This is a genomic window from Paenibacillus algorifonticola (assembly GCF_050481745.1).
In the GTDB taxonomy this organism is placed as follows: domain Bacteria; phylum Bacillota; class Bacilli; order Paenibacillales; family Paenibacillaceae; genus Pristimantibacillus; species Pristimantibacillus algorifonticola_A.
Genome location: NZ_JBCNGR010000001.1, coordinates 66,639 through 81,645, shown reverse-complemented (window position 1 = coordinate 81,645; position 15,007 = coordinate 66,639). Strand labels below are relative to the sequence as shown.

The 15,007-nt window shown below is 44.4% G+C and carries 9 protein-coding genes and 1 riboswitch; of the genes, 8 read left to right on the top strand and 1 reads right to left on the bottom strand.

Annotated elements, in window-relative coordinates:
• Positions 1-469 precede the first annotated feature (469 nt).
• From ABEW34_RS00295 to ABEW34_RS00275, 5 genes are all read left to right on the top strand, one after another.
• On the top strand, positions 470-1,405 hold the full coding sequence (locus ABEW34_RS00295; RefSeq protein ID WP_430153825.1) for an ABC transporter permease: 936 nt from the start codon (positions 470-472) through the stop codon (positions 1,403-1,405).
• 22 nt (positions 1,406-1,427) lie between these two features.
• On the top strand, positions 1,428-2,309 hold the full coding sequence (locus tag ABEW34_RS00290; protein ID WP_430153817.1) for a carbohydrate ABC transporter permease: 882 nt from the start codon (positions 1,428-1,430) through the stop codon (positions 2,307-2,309).
• Positions 2,310-2,346: 37 nt separating this feature from the next.
• A complete protein-coding gene (locus ABEW34_RS00285; RefSeq protein WP_430153814.1) occupies positions 2,347-3,864 on the top strand; it encodes an extracellular solute-binding protein in 1,518 nt (505 codons plus the stop codon).
• A 159-nt stretch (positions 3,865-4,023) separates the two neighbouring features.
• On the top strand, positions 4,024-6,291 hold the full coding sequence (locus ABEW34_RS00280) for a helix-turn-helix domain-containing protein (protein ID WP_430153811.1): 2,268 nt from the start codon (positions 4,024-4,026) through the stop codon (positions 6,289-6,291).
• A gap of 436 nt (positions 6,292-6,727) precedes the next feature.
• A riboswitch (cobalamin riboswitch) is annotated at positions 6,728-6,933 on the top strand.
• A gap of 263 nt (positions 6,934-7,196) precedes the next feature.
• Positions 7,197-8,138: a LysR family transcriptional regulator gene (locus ABEW34_RS00275; protein ID WP_430153808.1), complete on the top strand. Its 942-nt coding sequence runs from the start codon at positions 7,197-7,199 to the stop codon at positions 8,136-8,138.
• 20 nt (positions 8,139-8,158) lie between these two features.
• Here ABEW34_RS00275 and metE read toward each other — a convergent pair whose 3' ends face one another.
• On the bottom strand, positions 8,159-10,429 hold the full coding sequence (metE, locus tag ABEW34_RS00270) for a 5-methyltetrahydropteroyltriglutamate--homocysteine S-methyltransferase (protein WP_430153805.1): 2,271 nt from the start codon (positions 10,427-10,429) through the stop codon (positions 8,159-8,161).
• Between the two features lie 752 nt (positions 10,430-11,181).
• Here metE and ABEW34_RS00265 point away from each other — a divergent pair.
• From ABEW34_RS00265 to ABEW34_RS00255, 3 genes are all read left to right on the top strand, one after another.
• Positions 11,182-12,210 (top strand): LacI family DNA-binding transcriptional regulator, encoded by a 1,029-nt coding sequence (locus tag ABEW34_RS00265; RefSeq protein ID WP_430153803.1) that lies wholly within the window; start codon positions 11,182-11,184, stop codon positions 12,208-12,210.
• A 305-nt stretch (positions 12,211-12,515) separates the two neighbouring features.
• Entirely contained in the window at positions 12,516-13,994 is a 1,479-nt protein-coding gene (locus tag ABEW34_RS00260; RefSeq protein WP_430153800.1) for an ABC transporter substrate-binding protein, read from the top strand.
• 85 nt (positions 13,995-14,079) lie between these two features.
• Positions 14,080-15,000, top strand: coding sequence for a carbohydrate ABC transporter permease (locus ABEW34_RS00255; protein ID WP_430153797.1), 921 nt, complete (start codon positions 14,080-14,082; stop codon positions 14,998-15,000).
• Positions 15,001-15,007 lie beyond the last annotated feature (7 nt).

The window sequence follows — 15,007 nt, the reverse complement described above, 5'->3', positions numbered from 1 at the left end:
CGAAAGAATGCTGTCACAAGCAGCTTAGTAACGGGATTTCAGTATGAGGGTGTTTTCAAACTGCACTTTTCTTGACAACTCCAGGATGGATACGACCCAATTATCTGCTGCTAGAAAACAAGACGGCAGCTTACCGGAGGTTACATTTATGCTTCCTGTAACTTTAAGTGCTCTTTATAAATACGATTTAGGCTATCTTGCTAACTGATAGCAAGCTGATATGAAATGAAGGGTCTGCGTCTGCGGGCCCTTTTTTCATGGGCAAAAACACGAAATAGCATCCAGTGACAGCGACCGCAACTAATGACAATGCCCTGTAATTACAGCAGAAATGGCATATAACTAGCTAATTAGATCAAGTAGGGACTATCGACGGTAATTGCGCTTACCCCGTATGATGAGGCTGCGGATTCAATTACCTATGCAGCGAAAGGAAGGTAGCAACATGTTAAAAAGAAATACAGAGTCTATGCGTGTCCCCGCGCCGCGGACAATCATGTCATCTACATTGGTCGGCAGACTTATGCGGAACCGGTGGCTCTATATGATGGTTTTCCCCGGACTATTGTACTTTCTCATATTTAAGTACTGGCCGATGTATGGGATCTTCATCGCCTTTCAAGATTTTCAGCCTTTTCTCGGCTTTTGGAACAGTCCATTCGTAGGATTGAAGCATTTCGAGCGTTTGTTCAGCGATTCCAGCTTTATTATCCTGTTTCGGAATACGCTCATTCTTGCGACATACAACATTCTTTTCTTCTTTCCGCTGCCGATTATCATTGCGCTGATGCTCAACGAACTGAGACTGGAATTTACAAAGCGTATCGTGCAGACGCTCATTTACATTCCGCATTTTATGTCTTGGGTCGTAGTCGTAGGTATCTCTTACATGTTTCTGACGACGGAAGGCGGCATTATGAACGAGCTGCTAGTCCGCCTTGGAGGCGAAAAGATTAATTTTCTCGTTAGCAATGAATGGTTCCGGACGATTATTACGGCTGAGGTCATGTGGAAGGAAACAGGGTGGGGCACGATCATTTTCCTGGCGGCATTGTCCGGCGTGGACCCTCAGCTCTACGAAGCGGCCCGCATGGACGGAGCGAACAGACTTCGTCAGCTTTGGCATATTACGCTGCCAGCCATTCGCAGCACAATCGTTATTTTGCTCATATTGCGACTCGGCAACTTTCTCGACACGGGCTTTGAGCAGATTTTCCTTATGCTCAATGCAATGAACCGTGAGGTTGGAGAGGTGTTCGATACTTATGTATACTCAGTCGGAATCAGCCAAGGGCAATACAGCTTCAGCACGGCGGTAGGCGTATTTAAGTCGATTGTTGGTCTGATTCTTGTCGTTGTAGCAAACCGACTTGCCAAAAAATTCGGAGAAGAAGGCATCTATTAGAGAAGAGGAGTGTGGAACCGCCATGCCAATCAAACAAAGCTGGGGGAGCCGAATTTTCGATAGCGTGAACGTCGTATTACTGCTTGTTTTCGCTTTGATTACTGTCATTCCGTTCATTTACGTTATTGCTGGCTCATTCGCCACCCAGAAGGAATTGTTAACGCAAGGATTCATTTTATTTCCGACAGAATTTTCTTTGGATGCATACAAGTACATTTTCTCTACTCAAACACTTGTCAGAAGCTTGATGGTAACCGTTTACATTACGGTTGTGGGCACGCTGATTAACCTTTTTTTCACATGCTTGATGGCTTATCCGTTGGCGCGCAAGGATATGGACTTTCAAAAGCCAATCTTGATGTTGGTTGTGTTCACTATGTTGTTCAGCGGCGGGATGATTCCGACGTTCCTCGTTGTGAAGGAGCTCGGCATGATCGATTCCTATTGGGCCTTGCTTATTCCGGGAGCGATCAGCGCCTTTAACTTAATCATTATCCGCAATTTTTTTCAGCAGCTGCCGGATGGGCTGGAGGAATCGGCTAAAATAGACGGCTGCAACGATCTTGGCATTTTTCTCAAAATCGTGCTGCCGTTATCGATGCCTGCCATCGCAACCTTCTCGTTATTTTATGCGGTAGGCCATTGGAATACGTTCTTTAGTGCAGTTCTCTACATCAACGACAACACCAAGTGGCCGATTCAGGTGCTCTTGCGGCAAATCGTCATCCTGGCCTCAGGCGGCATTGGGGACTCTAGTACAATGGAATTGGACTATGTCGCTCCGCCAGATCAAGCTGTGAAGATGGCGGTAATCGTGGTCTCAACTCTTCCGATACTGCTTGTATACCCGTTTTTGCAAAAGCATTTTGCAAAAGGGGTATTGCTAGGCTCGGTTAAGGGATGAAGATATAATAGCATTTAGATAAAGGGAGGATACAAGTATGAAGAAACAATATCAAAAAAGAAGATTAGCGAAAGCTGGGGCATTGCTGGTCGCCATCGCACTGACCGTTGCGGCCTGCGGAGGTAACGATGAAGGAAATCCGCAAAGCGGCGGCAATTCAGGAGATGCACAAGGACCGCTTCAGCTGACAATGATGCTCCCAACCTACAGTGCGGAGCAAATGCCGGCCAACAGTTCTGTTCTGAAAATGCTGGAGGAGAAAACAGGCGCAAAGCTAAGCGTCTCCTGGGTTCCATCCTCCTCTTATACGGATAAGCTCAGCGCTACTATCGCGTCCGGTGAATTGCCAAAAACGTTCGTGGCACTGGAGCCGAAAGCGTCCTACATCGTTAACGCCGCCCGTTCTGGCATGTTCTGGGAAGTCGGTCCGTATCTGAAGAACTATACGAACCTAAGCAAAATGTCGGAGCTCGTCTTAAGCAACGTTTCGATTGACGGGAAAGTGTACGGCTTGTATCGCGAGCGTGATCTCGCTCGCTTCGGACTGATGATCCGCCAAGATTGGCTGAGCAATCTGGGGCTAGAAGCACCTAAAGACATAGAAGAGCTTTACAATGTTCTGAAAGCCTTTGCAACCGGAGATCCGGACAAAAATGGGAAGCAGGATACGATTGGTCTCGCCGTTGGCATGCAAGGAAACAACATCGCAGGCTTCAAAGATATTCTCGTTTATATGGGCGGCCCTAACGAGTGGGAGCTGCAGGATGGCAAGCTCGTTCCGGCCCATATGACGCAAGCTTATTTGGATACAATGAAGTTTTACAAAAAGCTGTATGATGAAAAAATCATTAATCAGGACTTCGCAACTGTTCAGGACGGCCGTTCGGTCATGTATAAAGGCCAGACAGGGCTATGGATCGATAATATGCTAGACGGTAAAAACATTGAGGACAACATCAAGAAGGTCGTTCCAAACGCCAAAATCAACTTGCTTAACCGCATCGAAGGACCGCTGGGTGATCGTACGCGCGCCGGCTCTGGTTATCTTGGCATGTATATGATTCCGAAAACAAGCGTCAAAACAGAAGCAGAGCTTGAGCAAATATTGGCATACTTTGATAAAGTGTCTGAGAAGGAAAATCAGAACCTGATGAAATACGGTATTGAAGGCCAGCAATACACGATAGAAAGCGGTGTGTATACTCCGAGTTCAGATGCGAAACTCAGAGCAGATATTACGGACGGCGGTCAATTTATGATCCTGCAGGATGAGGTTGTCAATTATGGAACTGAGTTGGAGCTGCTCAGCTCGAAATTGTTTCAGGACAATGCAACTTTTGCCGTGCCAAACCCGGCTGCGCCGTTTATTTCAAACACGGATATCGAGAAAGGCAAGGAGCTATCCAAAATCATTGCTGACGCAACCGTGAAATTCATTATGGGCGCGGTCAACGAGGAAGATTGGAACGGTGCGATCGATCAATGGCTTCAAAATGGCGGCAGCAAAGTGATTGAAGAAATGAATGCCGAATACGCCAAGCAGGCTGGGAAATAGCATAATAGCAACGCTCAGATTCGAATTCGATGAAGCATGAATCAAATGGATGCCGAAGGTTACAGGACCGTGCGGGAAGTCAGGAGCTGTATTATGGCTTAATATGGCGTTTTCTTTTACACTTAGAGGAATATAAGAAAACTACCAATTGGAGGCATTATGAGATTCCGGTCCCCATCTTATTTATTGAAGCTGATGCTATTGTCTATTTTGATCGGCACGCTTCCGGTCATTACGCTAGGCACGTTCGCCTATTTTAACGCCTCCAGAACGGTGCAGGAAAAAGTGGACGAGAGCAACAAGCTGCTGCTAAAACAAATGCAGGTGCGTACCGAGCAAACACTCAGGACAATCGATAATTCTGCTACACAGCTGCTCCAGTCGCAAAATGTTACAAGCGCTTTCAATCGGAATTTATCCAATCATGATTTCCAATTGGTGCAGGAGCTATATAAAGGCATCTCGCAGATTCAAACGTATGAGCTCGGCATCAAGGAAGTGTTTCTATTTAGCCTGAACAACGATTGGATCGTTTCGAGCAGCGGCGTAAACGATTATAGCTTTCCTGAGTTTAGGCCGGTACTTGAATCGTTTTCACGAAACGCGAAGGGCTCGTTTTGGAGCAGCGGATCAGTAGAATTCCCTAATTCGTTCCAGTCCGTTTACTTTGTGAAAAAGTATCCATTCAACTCTCCCAACCCGACAGGTATTATTTGTGTCGTGTTGTCCTCCGATGTGATGAAGAATATGGACGAGTTTTTGAATAGTAAGTTCGGCAGCGCATTTATCGTGGATCAGAATGCCAATATTATTGTTCACCGTGACCAAGACAAATTGGGAAGCCGAATCGTGGATGAACCCTACCTGAAATCATTTGTCGATACGAATGAGACGATAGGTCAATACGCGACTAATCGGAACGGAGAGGCCGTTACTGTCACTTTTCGTAAATCCGCCTATAACGGATGGAGCTATGTATCCGTCATTTCCAATGAGCAGGTAAACGAACAAAATAAAATAATCGGCTGGATTACAATGCTCGTATGCTTTATAATCCTGCTCGTAACGCTCATTGTTGCTTGGTTTGGATCCAAAAAAATGTACAGTCCCATTCAATCCCTTTATTCCGCGCTAACGGTTGTTCCTGCAATGAATGAAAAGGTGAAGTCGAGCGGTGAGCTTCAGGTCATCGGTGAACGCGTTGACTATTTGATTCGTAATCATTCTCTCATTATGAATGAGCTGAAGGGGCAGCAAACTCAGCTTAAAGAATTTTTTATGCAAAAACTGTTTGGCGGCACGATTCAGCCTAATGATTTCTTTGAGAAGCTGAGCTTGTATGGTTTGGAGCAGCCGTGGCCATCTATGTGCGTCGTTGCGGTTCAAATCGATACGCTTAAGGATACGAGGTACGCGGAAGAAAATCGGGATTTGCTGATGTTCGCTATTAACAACATCGTTGGTGAGTTGATCCTTTGCGAGCAAAGACTGGAGCCGATCGTCAAATCGGACTTCCAAGTGACACTGATTGGTTCCTCGGAGACGGGGGAACGCTTTAAAGAGCAGATTTTCAACTTGTCAGACGAAATTCAGAAGGCGATATATCAGTACTTGGAAATTAAAATAAGCATCGGTATTAGCCGTCCGTTCATGTCGTTCGCAGAGACTCAGCAAGCCCTTCATGAGGCGACGACCGCCCTTAAGGCCCGAGTAGGATTAGGGCAGGAATCGATCCTGTTTATTGAAGACGTGCAGCCGCAGAAGAGTACTTTGAACAGATACCCGATTGTGGGTGAGCAAGCCTTGTTAGATGCAATCCGAGTTGGAAATGAGGAGCAGGCAGAGACCGCTTTGAAGCAATTAATTGGTGAGTTGTTTCGACCTCAAGCGCAGCATCGGGATTATCAATTGTCATTGCTGCGTCTTCTGATCGACCTTCTCAAGTTCGGACAGGAGCTGTCTATTCCGATGGAGCGAATTCCAGAGGATGAGGCGTCGTTAATTCAGTCGCTGTTTAAGCTTCGAAACGTACAGGAGATGGAGCAATGGTTCTGGTCCATATTCGTGCTGCCATATATCCTGGAGTTAGGCACTCGTCGGGACTCCCAATTCAAGCATATTTCCGAAGCAGTAATTGATATCATTGTTAGGGAATTTGATTCGGCGCTTACACTAGAGGAATGTGCTTCACGCATCAACTATCACCCGCATTACGTGAGCCGTGTGTTCCGTCAGGAGACGGGCATTAATTTCGGGGAATATTTATCGCAGTATCGGATTGATATAGCGAAGAAATGGCTGAAGGAGTCCGACCTGAAGATTATAGAAATCGCTGAACGGCTGCAGTATAATAATTCTGCCAATTTTATACGATCCTTTCGCAAGCTCGTGGGTAAGACACCAGGGCAGTACAGAGAAGAAGGATAAAATCGGTTATGAAATGAAGAAATTATTTCGTTTGTTAGCGTAAACGGAGTAGGGTTGATTTGGAAATGACAAATGCGATTGTATCGGATTTACACTTACTTAAGGTGATGTTTGTAATTAACCAGTCATCACCGTTTTTGTATCTAATAGCATCTTAATGGATTTTTATATCGTTTTTTGATAATAGGGACCTTGTCTCTGTGGAGGAATGGTTCTTTCCACACTAATCCGCATGCCGTTTTGATAGCTCGAGTCGATCGTATCGGTCTTCAGAAATTATTAGATACTCACACACCATATGCAGGGGGAACAGCGTTTCTGCTAAATGAGGATAGTAAGCTGATTTATTCTACAGGCTCGGAACAGGCTTCTCCTAGTTGCTCTTGTTTTAACCTTTCATTTTCAGTAAGATGTAGGAATAATTAATATTGTATATATTACATAAGTGAGAACAGGTGTCTGATCGGCGAGCGTGCTTGTCGTTCTGACTTAAAAGGGAAGTTCGGTGCAATACCGACGCGGTCCCGCCACTGTAACGGAGGAGCAGGCAGCTCAACCAGCCACTGATCTACATGGATCGGGAAGGCCGCTGCCGAGTGACGATTCCAGAGCCAGGAGACCTGCCTGTTCTGACAACACTGCTGTACCTACGGGAGATAGGGAGGTGTTAGATGAACCATCATCATGCACTATTATGAAGGCGTCTTTCCCCATGTGTTTTTCAAAGGGAGGACGCCTTTTATTGTTGTCAGCAGAGTATATTTGATTGTTTCGCGTGAGTCGGTTACAGGTTGGCCGTGACTTTCTTCAGATCCTTGCAGGATACGTAGCGAGTGGAGTTGCGGATCGGACAATTGCTTGAACGAGTGAAACGGACCATAATTCTGAAGTAAAGGAGTATTCCAATGACCTTGCAGCAATTAAAATATATTTTGACCATCGTTAGAAGCGGCTCCATAAGCGAAGCGGCAAAGAGGCTGTTTATTTCGCAGCCGAGCTTGTCCAACGCGGTGAAAGAAATCGAGATGGAAGCCGGTATTGAGATTTTCCTTCGATCGTCCAAGGGAATCGTGCTATCAAGCGACGGAGCGGAGTTTTTATCCTACGCTAGGCAAGTCGTGGAGCAGGCCGAGCTTCTCGAGCAGCGGTACATGAATCGTAAGCCTTCGAAGAAGCTGTTCTCGATCTCAACACAGCATTACGCCTTCTCTGTGCAGGCTTTCGTCGGACTGCTGAAGGAGCTTAACGTGGACGAGTACGAGTGCACGCTACGTGAAACACGCACCCACGAGATTATCGAAGACGTACGGAATATGAAAAGTGAGCTTGGAATCATCTATATGAGTGACTTCAACCGAAAGGTCATTCAGAAGATATTAAAGGACAACGAGCTGCGATTTCATCCGTTGTTCCAAGCGGAGGCGCACGTATTCATCAGTGAGGAGCATCCACTTGCCTCCAAGGCGCTGCTGGACATCGAAGATTTGGATGAGTACCCGTGTTTGGCCTTTGAGCAAGGTGAATATAATTCGTTTTACTTCGCGGAGGAAATACTCAGCACACGAACGTACAAGAAGAAAATACTGGTCAGTGACCGAGCCACGCTATTCAACCTGCTGATCGGGCTCAATGGTTATACCATTAGCTCGGGCGTGCTGAATAAGGATCTTAACGGGGAGCAAATCAAATCCGTAAGGCTTCGTACGGACGAGAGCATACAGGTAGGTTACATCATGAATCAGAAGGCGAGCTTGAGCCAGTTGGCCGCCGCCTACGTTCTGAAGCTCAAAACGGTCATTACGGATTTCGGCTATCCAATCATAAACCAAGAGGATGAGCTCGCTTGAGCCCATCCTCTTGTATGTTATTACAATGTTGCTCTCACTTCTTTGGCTGCTTGGACAAGGTTCTTCAAGCTGGCCCACGTTTCAGTGACACCGCGAGTTTTAAGTCCGCAGTCCGGGTTAACCCATAGCTTGGAGACCTCTATCTTGTCAAGCATGCGATCGAGTCCTTGTTTAAGCTCTTCGACGCTTGGAATCCGAGGCGAATGGATGTCGTATACGCCTGGGCCGACTTCCGTACGGAAGCCGCACTCTTTGATTGCGTCGATGATGGCCAAGTCTGAGCGCGACGCTTCAAACGTAATGACGTCGGCGTCCATCGCATCGATATCGCGAATGATATCGTTGAACTGGCTGTAGCACATATGAGTATGAATTTGCGTTTCGGCTTTGACGCCGCTATGCACGAGTCTGAAGGCAGGAATCGCCCAGCTCAAGTATTCGCTCTGCCAGTCGGAATGACGTAATGGAAGCTTCTCTCTTAATGCGGCTTCGTCGATCTGGATAATCTCGATGCCGTTGGCTTCGAGATCGAGTACTTCGTCACGAATCGCAAGACCGATCTGAAGAGCACTTTCCTTCAGGCTGATATCTTCGCGAGGGAACGACCAATTCAGGATCGTTACCGGACCCGTCAGCATGCCTTTGACCAGCTTGTTGGTACGGCTCTTGGCGAACGCCGAGTATTCTACAGTAATCGGCTTGCTGCGGCTAATGTCGCCCCATACAACCGGGGGTTTTACGCAGCGTGTTCCGTAAGACTGCACCCAAGCATTCTCAGTGAAGATAAAGCCATCCAAGCATTCGCCAAAGTATTCGACCATGTCGTTTCGCTCGTATTCGCCATGAACAATGACATCAATTCCGATTTCTTCCTGCTGCACGATGCATTCGGCAATTCGGTCAAAGTTGAATTGCTTATACTGCTGCTCGGTGATGTTGCCTTTCTTGAAGGCTGCGCGGTTCGCGCGGACATCAGCCGTCTGAGGGAACGAACCAATCGTCGTCGTAGGTAACGGCGGTAGATTGAATTTCGCTTTCTGAATCGTTTCCCGCTCGGCGAAGGCAGGAAGTCTCGTGAAGTCGGCGTCCGTCAACTCCGCCACTCTCTTTTGTACCGAGTTATCGTTCGTGAGGCGCGATGCACGGAACAGCTCCTCATTCTCCGTATAAAAAGCGGCTGCTTCATGGCTCGCTTGCTCCAGGATCGACTTGAGTTCTGCAAGCTCGCGCAGCTTTTCTTCCGCGAACGCGAAATATTGCTTATTCGCCGCCGTCAGCTTCGTTTCGTGCTTAATCGTGTATGGGACATGAAGCAGCGAGCATGAGGTGCCGAGCACGACTTGGCTTGCATGCTTGCCAATCTCGTGAACGAGGGCAATTGTCTGCTTATATTGGTTTTTCCAGATGTTTTTGCCGTTGATTACGCCGGCGAACAGCAACTTGTCGCTTGCGAAGCCATGCTTGCGCACAAGGTCCAAAGACTGCTTGCCCTCGACGAAGTCGATCCCGATCCCGTCAAACGGCAGCGCTTGAAGCACCTGATAGCAGTCGCGAACGTCTCCAAAATACGTTTGCGCGACAACTTTTACGCTACCTTTAGCGGACAGGATACCGTTATAAAGCTCTGTGAACAGCGCGATATCTTCCGCTGTCAAATCCGATACCAGTGCAGGTTCATCCAGTTGAAGCCATGCTGCGCCAAGAGTGTTCAATTGGTTAAGGACAGCCGTATAAGCTTCAACAATCGCAGGCACGAAATCCTTCGCTTTCTTTGATCCGGTGAATCTCGCGAGCTTGAGCAGGGTGAATGCTCCGATTAGCACAGGCTTGGTTTCGATGCCGAGCTGTTTTGCTTCCGTAAATTCGTCGAACAGCTTCGATCCGGCTAATCGGATGCTTGTCGTGTCATCGATTTCGGGCACCATATAATGATAGTTCGTGTTGAACCATTTTTTCATCGCCAGCGCTTTAACGTCGCCTTTTTCGCCTTGATAGCCTCTCGCCATTGCGAAATACGTCTCCAGCGGGCTTAGGCCGAGTTCTTGGTATCTTTGCGGAACGATCCCAAGCAAGCATGCCGTGTCGAGCAGTCCATCGTAGAAGGAAAAATCGTTGGACGGAATGAAATCGACGCCGTTCTCCTGCTGAAGCTTCCAGTTTGCCGATCTAAGCTGAGCCGCCGTTTGTTGCAGTTCTTCGACGGGAAGTACGCCTTTGAAGTATTTTTCGGATGCGAATTTAAGCTCTCTGAGCGCCCCGACTCGTGGATAACCAATAATGGATGTTTTCAATTGTAACAGCTCCTTGAGTAAATGTTGACTTTAGTATAGAGCGCGGAAGCTGCTATCGGTTAACACAAAAAAACTATACCAAGGCATAGTTTTTTCCTATGGCTCAAACGAAAAGCTTGTTAAATCAATATATTGATTAAAAAGTAAAAAAAAGTCCAATAAGTAAACTATATCGGCCATGAGGTGTTCGGCGGAGCCGGCGATGTTGCTTTTTTGCGTTTACATATGTTGGGACAAAGTTTATTAAATGCGATTTCTAATATAATCTATAACAAGTAAAACTCGAAAAGGAAAGAAGACGACAGATTGAAAAGGTAATCCTATTTGAAAACATCGGATTAAGAATATTTGACTATGAAATAAGATATGATGATTAAATCTCATTTAATGATACTAATCTCAACGAACGATATAAACTGTCTCAATTGATGTTATAACGCACATTCCTGTCCATTTCTCGAATAATTGAAGCTTTATATGTGTTGATTTGTTAACCTGTCCAACAATGAAAAATAAAAATGGAAAATGTAATCTTTTACAATAATTTAGATGTATGCTAATGAGTATGCCTTGCGTGGACTTGTTAAATACTGAACCTTGCGCATAATGACTTGGATTGGTAAAATGAGAAAATCGATTCATGCCTATTAAATTTGACGAACAAGCTGATGCGTGCCTGGATAATATCATTCAACCATTGTACGAGTTTGGCAAAACGGGAAAACATTTTCCTAGCTGTTGGGGGAGGAATTATGCAAGACAAAATGACAACAACCATTGAAGATATAGCACGTGAAGCAGAGGTATCTATATCTACGGTATCAAGAGTGATTAATAACTCAAAGGCAGTAAGCCCCAAGCTCAAGGATAGAGTAAATGAAGTTATACAAAAATATAATTTCAAGCCTAACGCCTTGGCACGAGGATTGGTTTCAAAAAAAACCAATACTTTAGGAATAATTATTCCGGATATTTCAAATATTATATTTGGCTCTATAACGAAGGGAATTAATAGTGTATGTGAAAAAATGGATTATACATTGATTGTGTGTGAATCAGGAGGCAGTCAGGAAAAGGAACTCGAGCTATTGGAGATATTGTCTGATAAAAAGATCGATGGCGTTCTTTTCGCAGGAGTAAATGTTAACCCTACCGTAATAGCAGAAATGAAAAATAAAGAATATCCTATCGTGTTAGTCACACGCGAGGCAATAAACAATGAGGGGAATCTCCATACAGTTGTTCATGATAATGAAGGGGCTGTATATGATGCTGTTCAATTTCTAATTGAGCATGGGCATAAAAAAATTGCTTTTATTTCAGGATCAAGAGACGATTATTCATCAGGGCAAAGGCGCTTAGATGGTTTTCAACGTGCGTTAAGGGAAAATAACATTCATGAAAAAGATTCATATATTCAATATGGAAATTTTTCATTTGATGCAGGTTATCATTGTATGCAAACGATTTATGAGGAGAATGAAGATTTGCCAACAGCTGTTATGATTAGCAGTGATCTAATGGCTATCGGGGCATTAACTTTTTTGAAAACAACGAATCTGCAAATTCCAGAGGACATCTCCATAATGGGGTTTGATGATATAGATTTAGCCAGTTATTTTACCCCCAAATTATCAACGGTACGAATTTCATATTTTGATGAGGGTGTAAAAGCGGCAAAAACTATATTTAAGCTGCTTGCAAATAAAAATTACCCCGCAAGTATTCAGTATATTCCTCATAAAATAATCCGTCGAAATAGTGTAATGAAGCTTCGATAAGCGATAAAAACCCCTGAAAAAGTGAATTTTCAATAACTGACGAATTATTTACATCACTTTTTTCAGGGGAATAGGAATGAAACCATTGTTGCAAAAATAGAGGTCATGTGGTAGTATCATTTTAGCGTTTTGGGAAAACCTTTTCCTATCCATAAAGTGCTGTTATAACAGGTGATTCTAAAATTTTCTAATTTTAATTGGCCTATTTTTGAAATTTTAGGAAAATGTTTTCCTGTATGCTTGCGCCTGAGGTAAAGTAAAGGTAGTCCTAACCTGCTTGAACATTTAAACGTAGGGGGCTAAAAATGAAAACGCTTCAGAAAAGGTTGATTTTTGTTGTTGCTTTGTTGTCTCTATGCCTTGTATTCAGTGCATGCGGAAAAGCTGCAGAAAAAGACTATGATATTTACATTTACAATGGAAAAAGTCAAAATGCAGACGCTCTTGCTAAATTGGCTCAAAAGTACGAGGAAGAAACGGGGGTTAAGGTTAAGACCTTTACCCTTGAAGACAAGCCGGAAGTGCTTCGTACGGAAATGAGCTCCAAGACACCGCCAACCATTTTTACAACTTATACGGATACCATGTCGGAATGGCAGCAGGGAGGATTTTTATTAGACTTTAATCAAGCACAATCTCCCGAATTCAAGCAATTGGCAGCTGAAATTCCGCAGGATATCAGATTGACGACAGATAATCAAAATAACTATGGGGTACCTTATGGCTTAGAAGGGTACGGTTATGTCGTTAATGCTGCATTGATCGGGGAATTGTTTGAAGATGATGTTAAAGATGCACTTATACAAGATTTGAAGCTGGCAACGTATCCAGAGTTTGAGAGGGCTGTATTGGCTTTTGATGCTTACATCAAAAAAGATACAGCAGGCGAAATGACGCTAAACGGGACCAAGTATAAGCTGAAGGCTGAAAAAACGGAGCTTGCTGCTAAATTAACAGGCGTATTTGCTGTTGCGGGTGCAGAAACGTGGACTTATGGCGATCATATGGTTAATTTACCGCTCGCAGCGGTGTTCAACAACTCCGTTGAAGCCAAAAATGCCTCCGAGCAGCAAGTGGAAGCTTTGAAAGGACCGCTGGAGAAATATGCTCAAACGCTGGATTTAAAAACCTCGCATGCTGCGGGGATGACCGGTTCGCTTGAACGAGGCGCAGATTTTATTAATCAAACAACAGCTGGCTACGATCAGGAACTTCAATTGTTTGCTAATAGCAATGCGATTTTTATGAAGCAGGGCAATTGGGTATATGCAAGCCTTATAAAAATGAATCCCGATATGGTGAATGAGCTTACCTTTATTCCAGTAAAGCTCCCGCTTAGTGATTCGGATGTTACCGCAGAAGGGAAAACGGTGGAGAAGCTGAACCAATCCATCTCTGTATTTGTTCCTTCCTACTACAGTATTAATGCAACCGTAAGCGAGGAAGAGCAGCAAAAGGCCGAAGACTTTCTGCTATGGTTAAACACATCTGCAACCGGTCAAAATTATATTCAAAATGAATTTTTCTTTATTCCTTATAATGCTTCTGCGGATACGAAGTTAGATAATAGCTTGAATAATGCCATCCTGGAATATAAAAAAGCATCGAACACGATTTCTAATCCTTATGTAGGGGCTCCAGCGACATGGGCGAGAACTTATGTTGGTGAATATATAATGGAAAATTACTTGAATCGTCAAGGGGCTTGGTCAGAGAGCGATTATACGAAGATTGCTGAGGAAGCCATTGGTGGATGGAAAAAATTAAGGAGTGAACAACAGTAATGCTTTCATTTCCTCATCCGGTTATGGTGACCGGATGAGGTTCCATTTTGGCGGGAAAAGATCGGGCTAAGAAAGGTGACTTGAAATGGAGAAATACTACAAGAGATGGTTTGTAATATTGGCTTCTCCGGCTGTTTTATTGTTTTTATTAGTGATAGTGATTCCTTTTATAACAGGTGTCATATATTCTTTTACTGGTTGGAGAGGGACCTATTTTATTGAATTAGTCGGTGGAAATCCGCAGCGGGCAGAGGGGTTTTGGGACGCTTTTGTCGGATTTAAAAACTATGAGCAAGCCTTTAATAGCAATGAATTTAAAAACGCATTTGTATATACGTTAAAATTTACATTCGTTGCGGTTATTGTCATTAATATAGTTTCCCTATCGCTAGCGCTGCTTCTGTCGAGAATTCAAAGATTTGCAGGCGCATTTAGAGCGATTTATTTTTTGCCGAATTTGCTAGGCGGACTTGCACTAGGTTTTATCTGGGGATTTGTTTTTGAAATCGTATTTTCGCAAATTTTGTTCGGCAGCAACGGACTGATTTCCATTCCATTTTTAACACATATGACACAGGATAACGTTAAAGCTTTATTTGCGCTCGTTATGTTGGCTACCTGGCAGATGGCTGGTTATATGCTATTGATTTATATCAATGGTTTGAATAATATTCCTGCTGATGTGTATGAAGCTGCAAAAATTGACGGTTCGAATGGCACAAACACCTTTTTCAAAATTACATTGCCGATGCTAATGCCCTCTATTACGATTGTGTTTTTCCTTACGCTAGCGAATTGCTTCAAGCTGCTGGATCAAAACGTCGCATTAACAAATGGAAATTTTGGCACCCGGCTGCTCTCTCTTCAAATATTGCAAACGACTCAAGATACAGTACCGCCAAATTATGGGTTAGCGCAGGCACAAGCGGTTATCTTCTTTGTTTTAATCGCAGTTGTCGCGCTCATTCAGCTTTCTATTACTAAAAAGCGCGAAGTGGAGGCGTAGTGGAGCG

Bases quoted from the DNA above. Each gene is read 5' to 3' on its own strand.
- ABEW34_RS00280 (WP_430153811.1), top strand. From the start codon at position 4,024: ATGAGATTCCGGTCCCCATCTTATTTATTGAAGCTGATGCTATTGTCT.
- ABEW34_RS00255 (WP_430153797.1), top strand. From the start codon at position 14,080: ATGGAGAAATACTACAAGAGATGGTTTGTAATATTGGCTTCTCCGGCT.
- ABEW34_RS00295 (WP_430153825.1), top strand. From the start codon at position 470: ATGCGTGTCCCCGCGCCGCGGACAATCATGTCATCTACATTGGTCGGC.
- ABEW34_RS00290 (WP_430153817.1), top strand. From the start codon at position 1,428: ATGCCAATCAAACAAAGCTGGGGGAGCCGAATTTTCGATAGCGTGAAC.
- ABEW34_RS00285 (WP_430153814.1), top strand. From the start codon at position 2,347: ATGAAGAAACAATATCAAAAAAGAAGATTAGCGAAAGCTGGGGCATTG.
- ABEW34_RS00275 (WP_430153808.1), top strand. From the start codon at position 7,197: ATGACCTTGCAGCAATTAAAATATATTTTGACCATCGTTAGAAGCGGC.
- ABEW34_RS00265 (WP_430153803.1), top strand. From the start codon at position 11,182: ATGCAAGACAAAATGACAACAACCATTGAAGATATAGCACGTGAAGCA.
- ABEW34_RS00260 (WP_430153800.1), top strand. From the start codon at position 12,516: ATGAAAACGCTTCAGAAAAGGTTGATTTTTGTTGTTGCTTTGTTGTCT.